Below are 17,897 nucleotides of genomic sequence, written 5' to 3' on the forward strand. Positions count from 1 at the left end.
AAGGCGGCAACATGACCGATCAGACGCTCCGGGCCCCACAGACCTCCGCTCGTATGCCCCGGCCACCCCGGTCCGACGAGGAGGCCTTCCTGGAAGTCTCCAACCTGCACGTCCAGTTCCCCACGGCGGACGGCAAGGTGCAGGCGGTGCAGGGCCTGAGCTACTCGTTGCCGCTGCGGCGGACGCTCGCCATCGTCGGCGAGTCCGGCTCCGGCAAGAGCGTCTCCAGCATGGCGATCCTGGGCCTGCACGACCGCAAGACGACCTGGATCTCCGGGTCGATCAAGGTCGGCGGCAAGGAGGTCGTCGGCATGTCGGACAAGGACCTGATGGGCTTCCGCGGTGCCGACGCCGCGATGATCTTCCAGGACCCGCAGTCCTCGCTGCACCCGTACTTCAAGATCGGTGACCAGATCACGGAGTCGTACCGGCAGCACAACAACGTGTCGAAGCGGGCCGCCAAGGCGCGCGCCGTGGAGATGCTCGACCGGGTCGGCATCCCCAACCCGAAACGCCGCGTCGACCAGTTCCCGCACGAGTTCTCCGGCGGCATGCGGCAGCGCGCGATGATCGCGATGGCCCTGGTCAACGACCCCAAACTGCTGATCGCGGACGAGCCCACCACGGCGCTCGACGTGACCGTGCAGGCGCAGATCCTCGACCTGATCGCCGACCTCCAGCGCGACTTCGGCTCGGCGGTCGTCTTCATCACCCACGACCTCGGCGTGGTGGCCGAGATCGCGGACGACATCCTGGTGATGTACGCCGGCAACGCGGTCGAGCACGGCCCGGTCGACAAGATCCTCGGCAAGCCGCTGATGCCGTACACCTGGGGCCTGCTGGAGAGCATCCCGGCGGTGTCCGGCACCCCCGGACCGCTGCACCCGATCCCGGGCACCCCGCCGAGCCTGCTCGCGCTGCCCAGCGGCTGCGCGTTCCACCCGCGGTGCGAGTTCCGCGAGCGGGTCGGCGGCGATCTGTGCCGGACGCTCAAGCCCGAACTGGTCCCGAGGACCCCCGACCCGAGCCGCGCCTCACGGTGCCACCTGAAGGAACCCGACAAGGTGTTCGAGTCCGAGATCCTGCCCCGGCTGCCGTGAGGGACGCGAGATGACCACTGCCACCACCCCGGCCAAGTCCGGCGTCCGCTCGGTGGAGGGCGCGCCGCTGCTCCAGCTCGACGACGTCAAGATGCACTTCCGCACCAAGGGCGACGGCCTGTTCGTGCGCGGCACCAAGTGGGTGCAGGCCGTCGACGGGGTGAGCCTGACCGTGCAGCCCGGCGAGACGCTGGGCCTGGTCGGCGAGTCCGGCTGCGGCAAGTCGACCACGGCGCGGCTGATCACCCGGCTGCTCGAGCCGACCGCCGGCGAGATCCGCTACCAGGGCGTCGACATCGCGCACATGTCCGAGCGCCAGCTGCGGCCGTACCGCCGGGAGATCCAGCTGATCTTCCAGGACCCATACTCGTCGCTGAACCCGCGGCACACGGTCGGCACGATCGTCGGCACCGCGCTGCGGACCCACGAGATGGTGCCCAAGAGCGGCGAGCTGGCCCGGGTGCAGGAACTCCTCGAGGTCGTGGGCCTCAACCCGGAGCACTACAACCGCTACCCGCACGAGTTCTCCGGCGGCCAGCGCCAGCGCATCGGCATCGCCCGCGCGCTCGCCGCCCGGCCCAAGATCATCGTGGCCGACGAGCCGGTCTCGGCGCTCGACGTGTCGATCCAGGCCCAGGTCATGAACCTGCTGGAAAACCTGCGCAAAGAGCTGGGCATCGCGTTCGTCTTCATCGCGCACGACCTCGGCGTGGTGCGGCACTTCTGCGACCGGGTCGCGGTGATGTACCTGGGCCGCATGGTCGAGGAGGGCCCGCGCGACCAGCTGTACGAGTCGCCGCAGCACCCGTACACCCAGGCCCTGCTGTCCGCGGTGCCGGACATCGCGGTGGTCCGCGGCGTCCCGCCGAAGAATCGCATCCGCCTGGTCGGCGACGTGCCCAGCCCGGTCGACCCGCCGTCCGGCTGCCGGTTCCGCACCCGGTGCTGGAAGGCGCAGGACATCTGCGCCACCCAGGACCCGCCGCTGGAGGAGAAGTCGCCGCACCAACGGGCCGCCTGCCACTTCGCCGAGCCGCCGCGCGAGTCGATCGTCGCCGAAACGGCCTGACCTTGGCCAACCCCGTCACCCCATCCGTCTATCGCACCCGCGCCTACCGGACCCGCCAGCGGGTTCTGATCGGCCTGGGCGCCGTCGGCCTGCTGCTGCTCGGTTACCTGATCGGGCGGTGGCAGGACACGCCGGCCGAGGTGGCCACGCTGCCGGCCGCCGGCAGCGTGGCACCCGCGCCCGAGCCCGCGCCGACCAGCGAGGCGCCGAAGCCCCGGATCTATCCCACCGTGCAGGCCGAGTCCGCCTCGGCCCGCAACGGGGTCGACGCGCAGGACACCGAGGACGAGGGCGGTGGGCAGAACGTCGGCTTCATCAAGAACGGCGACTCGCTGAGCTTCGACGACTTCGACTTCGGCCCGGTCGCGGCCACCAAGGTCGACATCCGGGTGGCGTCGGACGCCGACGACGACGATGACGACAACGGCCGGATGGAGATCCGGCTGGACAACCCGGACGCGGCCGCGATCGGCACGCTGCGGGTGACCCGCACCGGCGGCTGGCAGCAATGGCGCACCGACGAGGTCACCTTCACCGAGCCGGTGACCGGCGTGCACACCGTCCACCTGGTCTTCCTCCGCAACGACGACGACGAGTTCCTCAACGTCAACTGGCTGCTGTTCGGGCGATAGCCCACTTCGAACATCTGTACTAATATTCCGGCGTGGCCATCCTGCATGCCGACCTGGACGCCTTCTACGCGTCCGTCGAGCAGCGCGACGACCCGGCGCTGCGCGGCCGGCCGGTGCTGGTCGGGATGGGGGTGGTGCTCGCCGCCAGCTACGAGGCCAAGGCCCGCGGCGTGCGCACCCCGATGGGGGTCAGCCAGGCCCGCGCGCTCTGCCCCGGTGCCGTGGTGGTGCCGCCGCGCATGTCGGCCTACACGGCGGCCAGCAAGGCGGTGTTCGAGATCTTCCGGGACACCACTCCCATCGTCGAGGGCATCTCCATCGACGAGGCGTTCCTCGACGTCACCGGGCTTCACAAGATCAGGGGTACGCCGCGGGTCATCGCCACCAAGTTGCGCGCCGACGTCCGCGAACGGGCCGGGCTGCCGATCACGGTCGGGATCGCCGACACCAAATTCCTGGCCAAGGTCGCCAGCGCGGTCGGCAAACCGGACGGTCTGCTCGAGGTGCCGGCCGGCGAGGAGATCCGGTTCCTGCATCCGCTGCCGGTCGAGCGGCTCTGGGGCGTCGGCCCGGTCACCTCGGCCAAACTGCGCGAGCGCCAGATCAACACGGTCGGCCACGTGGCCCGGATCGGCGAGGCCGCGCTGGTCACCATGCTGGGCGCGGGGGCCGGCCGGCACCTGCACGCGCTCGCGCACAACCGCGACCCGCGCCGGGTGCGGGTCGGCCACCGGCGCGGCTCGATCGGCTCGCAGTGCGCGCTGGGCCGCCGCCCGCGACCGTTCCACGAAATCGACGCCACCCTGGCCGCCCTCGCCGACCGGGTCACCCGCCGGATGCGCCGGGCACACCGGGCCGGCCGCACGGTCACGCTGCGCCTGCGCTTCGACGACTTCGGCCGGGCCACCCGCTCGCGCAGCCTGCTCAAGGCCACCATGCAGACCCGCACGGTGCTCGACACGGCCCGGGCCCTGCTGACCGAGGCCCGCCCGATGATCGAGGAACGCGGCCTCACCCTGGTCGGCCTCGCGGTGAGCAACCTCGACAGCGACGGCGTCGTGCAGCCCTCACTCTTCGACGACCTGGCCGACGACCGCCTCGACGTCGCCATGGACGCGGTCCGCGACCGCTTCGGCTCGACGGCGCTGACCCGGGCCGCCACGCTGGGCCGCCCCCTCGGCCCGTCGGTGCCGATCCTGCCCGACTAGGGTCCAACAGGTGCGAAAGATCTATGTGATCGGCATCGGCGCCGGCGACCCCGACCACCTCACTCTGCAGGCCGCCAAGGCGATCGGCCGGACCGACGTCTTCTTCCTGCTCGACAAGGGCGAGGCCAAGGACAGCATGATCGAGCTGCGGCGCCGCCTCATGAAGGCGTACGCGAAACCCAGCCGCCGCATAGCCGAGGCCGCCGACCCCAGCCGCGACCGCGCCCCGCAGGACTACGAGGGCACCGTCGCCGACTGGCGCCACCGCCGCTCCGCGGTCACCGAGGCGCTGATCAGCGAACACCTGATGGACGGCGAGACGGGCAGCTTCCTGGTCTGGGGCGACCCGTCCCTCTACGACTCCACGATCGCGATCCTCGACGAGATCCTGACCAGGGGCCAAACCCTTTTCGAGTACGAGGTGATCCCCGGCATCAGCAGCGTGTCGGCCCTGGCGGCGAAACACAAAATCGGCCTCAACCGGGTCGGCCAGCCGTTCCAGGTGACGACGGGCCGCCGCCTCGCCGAGGGCTGGCCCGAGGGCGTCCCCGACGTGGTCGTCATGCTGGACGCCCAGCAGGCTTTCACCGCCCACCCCGAAGCCGAGATCCACTGGGGCGCCTACGTGGGCACCCCCGACGAAATCCTGCGCTCCGGCCAGGTGTCCGAGGTCGCCGACGAAATCCTCAAAACCCGAGCCGCCGCCCGAGCTCAACACGGCTGGATAATGGACACCTACCTGCTACGCCGCCCCGACTAACGCCCGATCCCGTGCCCCAACCGCCCCGCCACCCACCGCAATGACAGCAGATCGACGAGATCGAGCGCGGACGACCCATGGGTGCCCGGTTAAGGCAGCATCTGTCGGATATGTTCTACGCGGGTTGCCGCATTGCGGGACGGTAGGCCACGTGGTGGGACGGGGACGGGAGGGTGGTCCGCCGTCGGCGACGTTCGGGTCGCGGCGATGCCGGAAGTCTGACGAATCGCTCATGTCCCGAGCCGCGCCCCACGCGTGGCGATCGTGCCGGCTACCCGGGACGATCCGGCGGCAGGCTCCCAGCATGCGGAAGCGTTCGGGTGGACGCCGACGTGCTTGCCGACCAAGGCGCGCCGGACGCCTCAGCTGTCCTCCAAGTCACCCTCCGTCGCCAGGAAGACCTCCTGCAGCGCGGTCAGCGTCTCCGGCTCCGGCGACTCCCACAGCTTGCGCTCGGCCGCCTCCAGCAACCGTTCGGTGATGCCGTGCAGGGCCCACGGGTTCGACTGGGTCAGGAACTTCTGGTTCTCCGGGTCGAGCACATAGGTCGCGGCCAGTTGCTCGTACATGTAGTCGGTGACCACGCCGGCGGTGGCGTCGAAGCCGAACAGGTAGTCGACCGTGGCGGCCAGTTCGAACGCGCCCTTGTAGCCGTGCCGGCGCATCGCGGCGATCCAGCGCGGGTTCACCACCCGGGCGCGGAAGATCCGCGCGGTCTCCTCGGTCAGGCTGCGGGTCCGTGCCTGGTCCGGGTTGGTGGAGTCGCCGATGTACGCGGCGGGCGCGCGCCCGGTCAACGCGCGCACCGTGGCGATCATGCCGCCGTGGTACTGGAAGTAGTCGTCCGAGTCGGCGATGTCGTGCTCGCGCGTGTCGATGTTCTTGGCGGCCACGTCGATTCGCCGATACGCGTTCTCCATGTCCGCGCGCGCCGGCACCCCGTCCAGCCCTCGCCCGTACCCGAATCCACCCCAGACCGCATACACCTCCGCCAGGTCGCGGTCATCCCGCCAGTTCCGGCTGTCGATCAAAGGCAAAATTCCGGCACCGTACGCCCCCGGCCGCGACCCGAAAATCCGCATCGTCGCCCGCCGCCAGTCCCCGTGCTCGGCCCGGTCGCGCAGCGCGTGCACCCGCACGAAGTTGTCCGGCTCGTCGATCTCGGCCACCATCCGGAACGCATCGTCGAGCAGCGCCACCACATGCGGAAACGCGTCCCGGAAGAACCCCGAGATCCGCACCGTGACGTCGATCCGCGGCCGCCCCAGCTCGTCCCGGGAGATGGCTTCCAGCCCGGTGACCCGCCGCGACGCCGCGTCCCACACCGGCCGCACCCCGATGAGCGCCAGGATCTCCGCAATGTCGTCCCCGGCCGTCCGCATCGCACTGGTGCCCCACGCCGACAGCCCCACCGACCGGGGCCAGTCTCCATGATCGGCCCGATAGCGCGCCAGCAGCGACTCGGCCATCGCCTGCCCGGTCTCCCAGGCGAGTGCGCTGGGAATGGCCTTGGGATCCACCGAGTAGAAGTTGCGCCCGGTAGGCAACACATTGATCAGCCCACGCAGCGGCGACCCACTAGGCCCCGCCGGCACATACCCACCCCCGAGCGCATGCAGCACGTTGCCGATCTCGTCAGTGGTCCGCGCCAGCCGGGGCACGATCTCCGCGGCAGCAAACGCCAGCACCCGCGCAACGTCCGCACCCGGCGCCCCCGCAGCACCCGACGTCGCAGCACCCGACGTCGCAGCACCCGACGTCGCAGCACCCGCCCCCGCAGCACCCGCCCCCGCAGCATCAGCCGTCGCAGCATCAGCCGTCGCAGCATCAGCCGTCGCGACGATTTCCGAAATTTCGGAAATGTCGGTGGGCCAGCACTGCGCCTCCATCGCGCTGACCAGGGCCCGCGCCCGCTCCTCGACCCGATCCGTCTCGGCGGCCGAGGCATCCTCCGCCAAGCCGAGCGCTTCCCGCAACCCCGGCAGTGCCGCCACCTTGCCCGCCCACATCTGCCGGGCCCGCAGCATCGCCAGCACCAGATTTACCCGGGCCTCGCCGACCGGCGCCTGGCCCAGCACGTGCAGGCCGTCGCGGATCTGGGCGTCCTTCACCTCGCACAGCCAGCCGTCGATGTGCAGGATGAACTCGTCGAACTCCTCGTCGCCGGGCCGCGACTCCTGGCCCAGGTCGTGGTCCATCCGGGCGGCCTGGATCAGGGTCCAGATCTGGGCGCGGATCGCCGGCAGCTTCGCCGGGTCGAGCGTCGCAATCGTGGCGTGTTCGTCCAGCAGTTGCTCCAGGCGGGCGATGTCGCCGTAGGACTCGGCCCGGGCCATCGGCGGGATCAGGTGATCGACCAGGGTGGCGTGCGCTCGGCGCTTGGCCTGGGTGCCCTCGCCCGGGTCGTTCACCAGGAACGGGTAGATCAGCGGCAGGTCGCCCAGCGCCGCGTCGGTGCCGTCCGAGGCCGACATGCCCACGTTCTTGCCGGGCAGCCATTCCAGGTTGCCGTGCTTGCCCACGTGCACCACCGCGTGCGCGCCGAACTCGTCGGCCAGCCAGCGGTAGGCCGCCAGGTAGTGGTGGCTCGGCGGCAGGTCCGGGTCGTGGTAGACGGCCACCGGGTTGGCGCCGAAACCGCGCGGCGGCTGCACCATGACCACCAGGTTTTCGTCACGTAGCGCGGCCAGCACGATGTCGCCGCCGTCCACGTAGAGCTCGCCTGGCGGCGTACCCCAATGGTCTTGAACGCTCTTCTGCAGGTCGGCCGGCAGCGTCGCGAAAAAGGCGGCATAGCGCGACGCCGGAATCCGCACCGGATTGCCGCTCAGTTGCTCCTCGGTGAGCCAGTCCGGATCCTGCCCGCCGGCCGCGATCAGCGCGTGGATCAGGCCGTCGCCGTCGTAGTCGCCGAACGAACCGGTCCGGTAGCCGTGCTCGCGCATCGCGGCCAGCAGCGCCACCGTCGACGCGGGCGTGTCCAGGCCCACCGCGTTGCCGATCCGGGAATGCTTGGTCGGGTAGGCCGAGAGCATCAGCGCGACGCGACGCTCGGCCGGCGGGATGTGCCGCAGCCGCGCGTGCGCCACCGCGATCCCGGCCACCCGGGCCGCCCGCTCGTCGTCCGCCACGTACACCGAAAGCCCGTCCTCGTCGAACTCCTTGAACGAGAACGGCACCGTGATGATCCGTCCGTCGAACTCCGGGATCGCCACCTGGGTCGCCGCGTCCAGTGGGGACAGCCCGTCGTCGCTCGCCTCCCAGGCCGCCCGCCCGCTGGTCAGGCAAAGCCCCTGGAGGATCGGCACGTCCAGGCCGGCCAGCACGCCCACGTCCCAGGCTTCGTCGTCGCCGCCCGCCGAAGCCGTCGCGGGTTTTGTCCCACCGGCGGCGAGCACCGTGACGACCAGGGCATCCGCCTTGCGCAGTTCGGCGAGCAAATTCTCGGATGCCGTACGCAGCGAGGCCGTGAAGATCGGCAGCGGCCGCGCACCCTTCGCCTCGATCTGCCGGCACAGCGCCTCGACAAACGCCGTGTTCCCGGCCATGTGGTGGGCCCGGTAGTAGAGCACCGCGACCACCGGCCCGTCCCCCGCCGCCGCCGGACGCTCCAGCACCCCCCACTCCGGCGCCTCGGCTGGTGCCGCAAACCCGTACCCGGTCAACAGCACGGTGTCGGACAGGAACGCGTGCAGCGCCGCCAGGTTGCCCGCTCCCCCGTACGCCAGATATCGGTGCGCCTCGGCCGCCACCCCCGCCGCCACCGTGGACAGCTTCATGAGGTCGGCGTCCGGCGCCTGCTCGCCGCCCAGCACCACGACCGGAATCGGCCCGGCGAGCAGCAGGTCGAGCCCCTCCTCCCAGGCCCGGCGACCACCGAGGATGCGTACGACCACCAGGTCCATGCCCTCGAGAAGCGCGGGCAGATCGCCCACGGTGACCCGGGCGGGGTTGGCCAGCCGCCACCCGGCGCCGCTGGCCCGGCCGCTGAGCAGGTCGGTGTCGGAGGTCGACAGCAACAGGAACACGCGCGCTCCCCTCGGGGTCCGCGCCCCGGGTCGAAGGATCACGGCGACCGGAGTTCCTGGCTCCCGGCCCCTCGCTACGCAGTGGGGACCGGTGACAGTGGCGGGACCGCGCCGGACTCGCACCGGCTTCCTCCGCGGCGTCGCCGCTCGTGGCTTCCCACCCTTCCGGCCCGCGCCACTCCCCGTCAAGCCGTGTGACTATGCCGACCCGAGGGTGCGTTCCGGTCGGTGGGGCTCCGTAGTATCCGGGCCGTGCCTCCCCCGATCCGCCAGTCCGACATCGATGCCTGCCCCGGCGCCCTGCGGCTGCACACCGCGGCCGACGGCCCGCTGGCCCGCATCCGCCTGCCCGGCGGCCGCCTGTCCGGCTCCCAGCTGTCGGCCCTGGCGACGATCGCGGCCGAGTGGGGCGACACCCACCTGGAACTCACCTCCCGGGCAAACATCCAAATACGCGCACTTGACCGGGCAGATCCGGCAGCCTTGGCGAGTCGTCTGGCCGAGTCCGGCCTGCTGCCGTCCCCGACCCATGAGGTGGTACGCAACATAGCCGCCCCGCCCGTGGCCGAGCCCTACCTGCGGACCTTGGTCCGGGTCCTCGACCGGGCGTTGTGCGCCGACCCGGCGCTGGCCGCCCTGCCCGGCCGTTTCCTGTTCGCGATAGGCGCCGTGCCGGTGGCCGCCGACCTGGCCGCCATCCCGGTCCGCGCCGCCGAACCGCACTCCGCTGGGACGCCCGCCGATCCGCCCGGCCTTCCGGATACTCGCGTTGGTCCGAGTCCGTCCTTCGCCATTCTCTTCGCGGGCGCCGACCCCGGCCTGCGGGTCACCGCGGCCCAGGTGGTGCCGGCCCTGCTGATCGCCGCCCGCGCTTTCCTCGACCTCCGCGCCGACGCACCGGCCTGGCGTCTGTCCGAGTTGCCGGACGGCCCGGCGAGGGTCGCCGCCCACACCGCCGAAAGGCTGGGCACCCCCCTTGCCGCCGGCCCACCGCCCGAACCCGCCGCACCCGAGCCCTCGATCGGCCTCCTGGCCCAGCCCGACGGCCGCCAGGCCGCCGGGGCGATGGTCCCGCTGGGCCGCCTGACCACCGCGCAGACAACCGTCCTGGCCCGAGCCGGCGAACTGGTGGTCACTCCGTGGCGCGGCATCCTGCTGCCCGATTTGTCGCCCAAGGAAGCGGCCGGCTGGCTCCCCGCACTCGCCGAGATCGGCCTGCCGGTCGAACCGGGTTCGCGCTGGTCCGGCGTGACCGCCTGCGCCGGCCGCCCGGGCTGCGCCAGGTCCCTGGCCGACGTCCGGGCCACCGCCACGGCCGCCACCCGTTTCGTCGACGGCCGCCCCGTCCACTGGACCGGCTGCGCCCGGGGCTGCGGCTCCCCCGCCACCCCGCACGTGCGGGTCGAGGCCACCCCCACCGGCTGGTCGGTGACCGTTCTCGACGGTGGCGGCGCCCCCGCAACCCCGGCGGGTGACCCGGGCGGGAGCGGGACGGATCGGCTTGCGGACCTGGTGGCGGCGGCGCGGAGGAGATGACGGTGGAACTGGAATACGAGCGGGACGGTGCGGAGATCTACCGGCGGTCCTTCGCCACCATCCGGGCCGAGGCCGACCTCTCGGGGCTGCCCCCGGATGTGGCTCGGGTCGTGGTCCGGATGATTCACGCGTGCGGGATGGTCGATCTGGTGCGGGACGTCGGGTACAGCCCGCAGGTCGCCGCGGTGGCCGGCAAGGCACTGCGAGGTGGTGCGCCGATTCTGTGTGACGCCGAGATGGTGGCTTCGGGGATCACGCGGAAGCGGCTGCCGGCCGGCAACGAGGTGATCTGCACGCTGCGGGACCCTTCGGTGCCGGAGCTGGCCGCGCAACTCGGGACCACCCGCAGTGCGGCGGCGCTGGAACTCTGGGGCGATCGGCTCGACGGGGCCGTGGTGGCCGTGGGTAATGCGCCCACCGCGTTGTTCCGGCTGCTCGAACTCGTTGCGGCCGGCGCGCCCCGGCCGGCTGCCGTGCTGGGGATTCCGGTCGGGTTCATCGGGGCGGCCGAGTCCAAGGAGGCACTGGCCGCCTCGGGGCTGGACCACCTGATCGTGCGGGGGCGCCGGGGCGGCAGCGCCATGACCGCGGCGGCGGTCAACGCCCTCGCGTCGGAGGAGGAGTGAGCGTGCCCGGACGGCTGTACGGCGTGGGGGTGGGACCCGGCGACCCGGAGCTGATCACGGTGAAGGCCGCCCGGCTGATCTCGGCGGCCGGCGTGGTGGCCTACCACGCGGCGCGGCACGGTCGCAGCAACGCGCGCGCGATCGCCGCGGCGTACCTCCATGATGGTCAGATCGAGGAAGCCCTCATCTATCCGATCACCACCGAGACCACCGATCACCCCGGCGGCTATCAGGGGGCGATCGACGACTTCTACGCCGAGTCGGCCGCCAAGCTCGCCGCCCACCTGGACGCCGGGCGCGACGTGGTGGTGCTGGCCGAGGGCGATCCGTTCTTCTACGGCTCCTACATGCACATGCACAAACGGCTCGCCCCGCGCTACGACGCCACCGTGGTCCCGGGCGTCACCTCGGTGAGCGCGGCCTCGGCCGCGCTGGGCCGGCCGCTGATGGAACGCGACGAGGTGCTCACCATCCTGCCCGGCACCCTGCCCGCCGCCGAACTCGCCGCGCATCTGGCCGGCACCGACTCGGCTGCCGTGATGAAGCTGGGCCGCACCTTCCCGAACGTCCGCGACGCCCTGGAACGCGCCGGCCGCCTCCCGGACGCCTGGTATGTGGAGCGGGCCACCACCGCGGAGGAACGCACGGCCCCGGTCACCGAGGTGGACCCGGAGTCGGTCCCCTACTTCTCCCTGGCGCTGTTGCCGAGTCCGGCCGCCGCCGCCTTCGGTGAGCCCGGCGACGGCGGTGCGGGCGAGGTGACCGTGATCGGGCTGGGTCCGGGCGACCCCCGATGGCTCACTCCGGATGCCCGGGCCGCCATCGCCGCCGCCGACGACCTGATCGGGTACGGCCCGTACCTCGACCGGGTCGCGGCCCGGCCCGGGCAGCGCCGCCACCCCTCCGACAACCGTGTCGAGGCCGAGCGGGCCGCCTTCGCCCTCGACCTCGCCAAGCGCGGCCGCCGGGTCGCCGTCATCTCGTCCGGCGATCCGGGCGTGTTCGCGATGGCGGCCGCCGTCCTCGAGGTCAGCGAGGACCCGGAGTGGAAGGACGTCCCGGTCCGCGTCGTGCCGGGACTCACCGCCGCCCAGGCCGTCGCCTCGCGGGCCGGCGCGCCGCTCGGGCACGACTTCTGCGTTCTCTCGCTCTCGGACCGGCTCAAGCCGTGGGCGGTGATCGAGCAGCGGCTGGCGGCCGCGGCGGCCGCCGACCTGGTCATCGCGATCTACAACCCGGCCTCCCGGACGCGCACCGGGCAACTCGTCCGCGCCCGGGAGGTGCTGCTCGGTCTCCGGGCGCCCGACACCCCGGTGGTGATCGGGCGGGACGTCGGCGGGCCCACCGAATCCGTCCGGGTCACCACGCTGGCCGGCCTGGAGCCGTCGACCGTCGACATGCGCTGCCTGCTGCTGATCGGTTCGTCGCAGACGCGCACGGTCGCCCGCTCCGACGGAACCACCCAGGTTTACACCCCGCGGCACTACCCGGCCGGGGCTTAGCCGCCGCGGCAACCGGGCCGCAACCGAAGCACACCGTCGATGCAATCAGCAAGTCTCGTCACCAGAAATCCGCAGCCGAATGGAGGGGCCGCCACTGAAGAAACATCAGACCGAAGGACAAGGCCCGCCCCGTGAAGCTCCTCTCCCGCCGCATCGCCGTCGTCGCCTCGACAGTCTTGCTCGGGCTCACCTCCCCGGCCGTCGCCGCGGGGGCAGCGAAGGCCCCCGTCAAGACCGCGACCACGAGCGTGACGACCGCACCCACCCTGGCGAGCCGCCTGGCGGCCGTGCAGACCGCTAAGCAGATCAACTACTACCCGTCCACGGCCGGCTGGTCGCGGATGTGGAGCAACTTCGACACCGCCAAGATCGACGCTGACCTGGCCAAGGCCGACGCGCTCGGTGCCACCAGCGTGCGGGCCATCATCTTCCCGCACACGTTCGGCTACCCGACGCCCAAGGCGGAGTACACCGCCAGGCTGGCGAACTTCGTCACCATGGCCGCCGCCCGCGGGCTGAGCGTCAAGTTCACCCTGTTCGACTGGTGGGGCGGGTACACCGACGTGACCGGCAGCACCGCCTGGGCCACCGCCATCCTGAAGCCGTACCGGAACGACCCGCGGGTCATCTCGGTCGAGCTCCAGAACGAGTTCAACCCCACGAACACCGCCGCCGTGGCCTGGGCCCAGAAGATCGTCCCGGCCGTTCGCGCGGTGGCGCCGACCATGCCGCTGACCTTCTCGGTGGACGGCCAGTCCGGCGCCGCCGGCATGGCCCAGATCAAGACCGCGCTCGCCGCGACCCCGCTGAACTACTACGACTTCCACTTCTACGGGAACTCGGAACGCGCCCTCTCGGTGATCGGAAAGGCGAAGGCCACCGTGGCGCCCAGCCCAATGGTGATCGGCGAGGTGGGCCTGAGCACCCTCCAGTACACCGAGGGCGAGCAGGCCGCGTTCCTGGCCCGGGTCTTCCGGGCGGCCGAGGTGGCCGGCGTGCGCTCGGTCTCGCCGTGGACGCTGACCGACTTCGCCAGCGGCTCGATCCCCGAGTCGAACGTCGCCAAGCTGCCCGCCCAGTACTACTACGGCCTCTACCGGACCAACGGGTCCGCCAAGCCGGCCGCGGCCGTGGTCAAGGCCGGGTTCACCGGCACCGCGATGCCCGCCAACCTGCTCGACAACAGCTTCGAGGCGGCCGCCGGGCAGACCCCGTGGCGCGCCTTCATGCCCGAGTTGGGCCTGGCGGTCAAGACGCAGTCGGCGGTCCGCACCGGCAAATGGTCGGTCAGCCTCACCAACACCGGCAAGACCTCGGCCGGCTCACCGTCGTACCGGGTCGCCCCGATCGCACCGGTGCAGCCGGGCCAGACCTGGCGCGGTGAGGTGTGGGCCCGGGGCAACGCCGCCACCGGTGCCAGCCAGATCGCGCTGAGCTGGTTCGACGCCAACGACAAGTGGCTGGGCGGGGTGTCCTCGGCGGCGCTGCCGGCCGGCACCACGAACTGGACCCGCCTGGTGGTGACGGGGGTGGCCCCGGCCAACTCGGCCAGCATCCAGATTCACCTCAAGTCGGGCGACAACAAGGGCACCGTCTGGTTCGACGACGTGGCGATGAGCGTGTCCTGAGCGGGCAGCACACCGAGCCTGGCGAGCAGCCGGTCGTAGGCGGCCACGGTCTGCTCCCAGGAGGACGGATCGGTGTGCCGCCGGCCGGTCAGAGCGCTGGCCTGGAGAATCGCGGAGGCCAGCGCTTCCGGCTGTCCGGGCTCGGTGAACCGGGTGCCGGTGTAGCGTTCGGCCGCCTCGACCAGCCCGCCCACCGCGGTGACCACCACCGGCAGGCCGTGGCTCATCGCGATGTGCAGCGGCCCGCTGGCCGAACTGCGCCGGTACGGCAGCACCACCAGGTCCGCCGCCGCGAAGAACCCGTCCACTTCGGCGTCGGTCACGTACCGGTTCACGAACGCGATCCGGTCCGCCGCCGGAGAGGCCGCGATCAGTTCGGCCGGCAGCGTCCAGCCCTCCCAGGTCTCGCCCACCACGGTCAGCCGATAGCCGGCCGGAAGCAGGGCAAAAGCCGAGATCAAATCCTCGAGTCCCTTGTACGGCCGGATGGTGCCGAAGAAAAGCAGCCGGCACTCCCCGGGAGTTGCGGGCCGGCGTGCGGCCGGCAAATTCTTTCTGGGGTTTTCCGCCGCGGGCGAACTCTGCATCGCGTGGTGGTCGAAGGGTCCGTGCAACGCGACTTCCACGGGCACACTGCCGAGGGCGTACGCCTCCTGCAATGCCTCCCGGTCGAAGCGTGAGTGGACCACCACGCCGTCGGTCCGCCGCAGCAGCGGCTTGATCAGTGCCCGCACGTAGCGCGCCGCCCACCGCATGCGCGCCTCGCCGGTGTCCTGGACCTCGTGGAACTCGAGCACCACGCGGGTGCCGGCCAGCCGGGCCGCGAGACAGAGCACCAGGTACGAGTGCAGCACCGCGCCCGTCCACCACTGCAGCACCAGCACGTCCGGCCGGAACCGGCGCAGGAAGCGCACCGCCCGGACCAGGCTCGGCAGACCCCACCAGTCGATACCGTCGAAGACCGGCATGCCCTCGGCGTACCGCAGCTCGCTGAGGCGCTGCCCGACCCGCTTGCGCCCCGGATAGAGCCGGGCCGGCAGCAACCGTCGCATCAGGATCGCCCCGACGTCGTGCCGGGCACCGAGCGCGTTGGCCAGCCGGCAGGTGTAGTAGCTGATCCCGGACAGGAACCGCCAGCCGGAGCCGACCACCATGATCCGGGCGGTGTCGCGGTCAGGCGGGGGCGATGCAGGCACGGTAGACCTCCTCGATCTGCGGCACCACGCGGGCCGCGGTGTAGTCGAGCCCGCGCCGATAGCCGGCCGAGCGCAGCCGGTCGGCCAGCCCCGGTTCGGTGAGCACCCGGTGCAGCGCCGCGACCAGCGAGTCCACGTGCCCGGCCGGCACGTGCAGGCCGCTCTCGCCGTCGCGGATCATGTCGGCCAGCCCGCCGGTGCGGGACGCGATCAGCGGGGTGCGGGCCAGCAGCGCCTCGACCGCCACCTGGCCCATGGCCTCGGCGATCGACGGCACGATCCCGGCCGCGGCGCCGTGCCAGGCGGCCATCACCTCGGCGTGCGGGACGTTGTGCCGCACCAGCACACCGGGCGGGATCGGCGGGGTGTCCGGGCGCGGGGTCCCGATGCAGACCAGGCGGGGCGCGGGCTCGGCGGCCTGCCATCCGGCCACCAGCCGGCGGTACGCCTCGAACAGCACGTCCACGCCCTTGTGCGGGCCGAGCGCGCCGACGAACAGCAGGTACGGCCGGTCCGGCAGCCAGGCCGGCCGGGCCGTGTTCCGGGCCAGTTCGTCGAGACCGTCCGGGACCAGGCTGGACACCACCCGCACCGGCAGACCCGCGGGCAGCCGGGCCTGGCCGAGCGCGGCGGCCACCGACGGCGAGATCGCGGTGAGCGCGTCGATGCCGCGGTGCCGGTGGCTGCGCAGCGCCGCGGCCAGCGCCGCCGCCTTGGGCCGGCCGTACTGCCCGCCGGCGCACGGCAGGCACTTGGCCAACCGGGGTCCGGCGCAGGTGCGGCCGTCCCGGGCAAACGTCTTCTTGACGCAGGTGAGGCCGAAGTCGTGCGCGGTGTGCACGTGCGGGAGCCCGTCCCGGCCGAACCGCAGCGGCAGGTAGCTGTACATCAGCCAGTCGTGGCTGTGCACCACGTCGTACCGGCCGGCGCGCAGTTCCCGGCGGATCGCCGCGGTGGTCAGCGGGTCGGGTGCGGTCGGGTGGAACGGCTTGCCCGGGTCCTGGTTCATCCCGGGCAGCAGCGCGGTGGCCAGGCTGCGGACCCGCACCACCCGGACGCCGTTGCGGTTCTCCTCGGCGGCGGTCCGCGGCGTGGCCAGGGTGAGCACGGTGACGTCGTGCCCCCGGCGCACCAGTTCCTCGCTGCTGGTGGCGATGCTGCGCTCGAGCCCGCCGATCACGGGCGCGTAGAGGTTGGCCAGGTGCAGAATCCTCACGGAACTCTCCAAGATCGTGAACGGGGGCGGGTGTGGCGCGCGGACCGGCGGGTCTGCCGCCGGAAGGGGAGCGCGGTCCGGCCCGGGAACGCGGCCGGATGCGACGAGGGCCGGTGCGGCCGGGGCACCCGCGGAGTACGGCCGGACGGGAGGCGGCGCAGCGCGGACAGGCGGCGTTGCCGGCGGCGGCGCAGCGCGTAGCCGGCCACCCCGAGCGCGCCCGCGGTCTGCCCGGCCAGCCAGGCCAGGCCGGCCGCCTCGATGCCGGCCGACGGCAGCCACACCCAGGTCAGGGTCAGGCAGACCGCGGCCATCACCAGATTGAGCCGTACGCAGCGGGCCAGCGCGCCCTGCGAGCGCCAGTGCGCCACCGCGAGGTTCGTGATCGCGTCCGGGATCGCGGCCAGCACCAGCAGCTTGAGCAGGAGCCCGCCGCCGGCCTCGTACGCCGGGCTGAACAGCGCCAGGATCCGGCCGCCGAACAGGAACAGCACCAGCGCCGGCAGGCCGATCACGACGAGCACCACGAGGGCGGCCCGGGGCAGCGAGGCGGAGCGTGCCTCGGCCGCGTTGGTGCGTTCCGCGTACAGCGCCGAGGCCACCGCGGGCGACACCATGAACAGCACCGACGCGGTCATCCAGGCGACGTAGAAGTGCGCGTTCTCGGCCGTGCCGAGGCGGGCGGTGACCAGCACCGGCAGCACCGCGCTCGGTCCGGCCTGGCACAGGTTGACCAGGTGGTGCCCGGTGAGCGAGCGGCGCACGAAGGGCAGTTCGGCGCCCACCCCGGTGCCGCGCAGCCGGCACCCGGGCCGCAGCCGGGGCAGGCCGCGGCGCAGCGTGTACGCGGTGACCAGCAGCGACGGCACGGTCCAGGCGAGCACCACGGCGACCGCGGTGGTCATGCCCGCGGCGGTGAGCGCGGCCAGCGCCAGCACCTTGCCGCCGGCCAGGCTCAGGTTGCGCCACAGCATGCCGTGGCTGGCCCGGTGCGCCACATAGACGTAGTCGAGCAGGGTGGACGCGGTCAGCGCGACGGCCGTGGCGACCAGTCCGGCCGCGGCCGCCGGGCCGGTCAGGAACGCGAAATTGCCGGCCAGCCCGGGCAGCGCCACCACTGCGGCGCCCGCGGCACCGGCGGTGACCAGGCAGCCGACCAGCAGGCCGGCGCTGACGATCCGGGACCACTGCGGCGCCTCGCTGGCCGGCAGCCGCTGGATGAACATGTGCCCGATGCCCAGGTTGGCCACCATGCTGATCACGGTGGCCGCGGAGATCAGCGCGGTGGCCGTGCCGATCTCGATGCCGGGCACCTCGCGGGCCGCCACCATCCAGTACAGGTAGCCGAGCCCGCCGGTGCCCACCGTGCTCGCCATGATCAGGACGCTGTTGCGGG

The 17,897-nt window shown here is 72.3% G+C and carries 13 protein-coding genes and 1 riboswitch; of the genes, 9 read left to right on the forward strand and 4 right to left on the reverse strand.

Annotation, left to right across the window (positions count from 1 at the left end):
* Window positions 1-11 precede the first annotated feature (11 nt).
* The 5 genes from Ari01nite_RS03385 to cobF are packed head-to-tail and all read left to right on the forward strand — an operon-like array spanning window position 12 to window position 4,769.
* Complete coding sequence (locus Ari01nite_RS03385) at window positions 12-1,100, forward strand: ABC transporter ATP-binding protein (RefSeq protein WP_203779144.1); 1,089 nt, start codon at window positions 12-14, stop codon at window positions 1,098-1,100.
* A 10-nt stretch (window positions 1,101-1,110) separates the two neighbouring features.
* The gene (locus tag Ari01nite_RS03390; RefSeq protein ID WP_203779146.1) at window positions 1,111-2,169 is read left to right on the forward strand and encodes an ABC transporter ATP-binding protein; all 1,059 of its coding nucleotides are present in this window, start codon (window positions 1,111-1,113) and stop codon (window positions 2,167-2,169) included.
* A 2-nt stretch (window positions 2,170-2,171) separates the two neighbouring features.
* Window positions 2,172-2,801, forward strand: a complete 630-nt coding sequence (locus Ari01nite_RS03395) for a carbohydrate-binding protein (RefSeq protein ID WP_239162441.1) — start codon at window positions 2,172-2,174, stop codon at window positions 2,799-2,801.
* 32 nt (window positions 2,802-2,833) lie between these two features.
* The gene (gene dinB, locus Ari01nite_RS03400; protein WP_203779153.1) at window positions 2,834-4,009 is read left to right on the forward strand and encodes a DNA polymerase IV; all 1,176 of its coding nucleotides are present in this window, start codon (window positions 2,834-2,836) and stop codon (window positions 4,007-4,009) included.
* Window positions 4,010-4,019: 10 nt separating this feature from the next.
* Window positions 4,020-4,769 carry a precorrin-6A synthase (deacetylating) gene (gene cobF / locus Ari01nite_RS03405; RefSeq protein WP_203779160.1) on the forward strand — a complete coding sequence of 250 codons (750 nt, stop codon included), beginning with the start codon at window positions 4,020-4,022 and terminating at the stop codon, window positions 4,767-4,769.
* 362 nt (window positions 4,770-5,131) lie between these two features.
* Here cobF and cobN read toward each other — a convergent pair whose 3' ends face one another.
* A complete protein-coding gene (gene cobN / locus Ari01nite_RS03410) occupies window positions 5,132-8,797 on the reverse strand; it encodes a cobaltochelatase subunit CobN (protein ID WP_203779162.1) in 3,666 nt (1,221 codons plus the stop codon).
* Between the two features lie 50 nt (window positions 8,798-8,847).
* Window positions 8,848-8,930: riboswitch (cobalamin riboswitch) on the reverse strand.
* A 119-nt stretch (window positions 8,931-9,049) separates the two neighbouring features.
* Here cobN and Ari01nite_RS03415 point away from each other — a divergent pair.
* The 4 genes from Ari01nite_RS03415 (at window position 9,050) to Ari01nite_RS03430 (ending at window position 14,089) form a co-directional block, all read left to right on the forward strand.
* On the forward strand, window positions 9,050-10,333 hold the full coding sequence (locus Ari01nite_RS03415) for a ferredoxin-like domain-containing protein (RefSeq protein ID WP_239162442.1): 1,284 nt from the start codon (window positions 9,050-9,052) through the stop codon (window positions 10,331-10,333).
* Window positions 10,334-10,341: 8 nt separating this feature from the next.
* Complete coding sequence (locus Ari01nite_RS03420) at window positions 10,342-10,959, forward strand: precorrin-8X methylmutase (RefSeq protein WP_438872120.1); 618 nt, start codon at window positions 10,342-10,344, stop codon at window positions 10,957-10,959.
* Window positions 10,960-10,961: 2 nt separating this feature from the next.
* Window positions 10,962-12,461 (forward strand): precorrin-2 C(20)-methyltransferase, encoded by a 1,500-nt coding sequence (locus Ari01nite_RS03425; RefSeq protein ID WP_203779166.1) that lies wholly within the window; start codon window positions 10,962-10,964, stop codon window positions 12,459-12,461.
* 131 nt (window positions 12,462-12,592) lie between these two features.
* Window positions 12,593-14,089: a glycoside hydrolase family 5 protein gene (locus Ari01nite_RS03430; RefSeq protein ID WP_239162444.1), complete on the forward strand. Its 1,497-nt coding sequence runs from the start codon at window positions 12,593-12,595 to the stop codon at window positions 14,087-14,089.
* Here the strand turns inward: Ari01nite_RS03430 and Ari01nite_RS03435 are convergent.
* Genes Ari01nite_RS03435 through Ari01nite_RS03445 form a run of 3 tightly spaced genes read right to left on the reverse strand, consistent with a single transcriptional unit; the run spans window position 14,023 to window position 17,877 of the window.
* Window positions 14,023-15,285, reverse strand: a complete 1,263-nt coding sequence (locus Ari01nite_RS03435; protein ID WP_239162445.1) for a glycosyltransferase — start codon at window positions 15,283-15,285, stop codon at window positions 14,023-14,025. The two genes, Ari01nite_RS03430 and Ari01nite_RS03435, sit on opposite strands and share 67 nt — an antisense overlap.
* The gene (locus tag Ari01nite_RS03440; RefSeq protein ID WP_203779167.1) at window positions 15,263-16,501 is read right to left on the reverse strand and encodes a glycosyltransferase family 4 protein; all 1,239 of its coding nucleotides are present in this window, start codon (window positions 16,499-16,501) and stop codon (window positions 15,263-15,265) included. The genes Ari01nite_RS03435 and Ari01nite_RS03440 overlap by 23 nt, the downstream gene beginning before the upstream one ends.
* Window positions 16,498-17,877: a lipopolysaccharide biosynthesis protein gene (locus tag Ari01nite_RS03445; protein ID WP_239162446.1), complete on the reverse strand. Its 1,380-nt coding sequence runs from the start codon at window positions 17,875-17,877 to the stop codon at window positions 16,498-16,500. Before Ari01nite_RS03445 ends, Ari01nite_RS03440 begins: the two co-directional genes overlap by 4 nt.
* Window positions 17,878-17,897: the final 20 nt, after the last annotated feature.

The organism is Paractinoplanes rishiriensis (genome assembly GCF_016862375.1).
Classification (GTDB): domain Bacteria; phylum Actinomycetota; class Actinomycetes; order Mycobacteriales; family Micromonosporaceae; genus Actinoplanes; species Actinoplanes rishiriensis.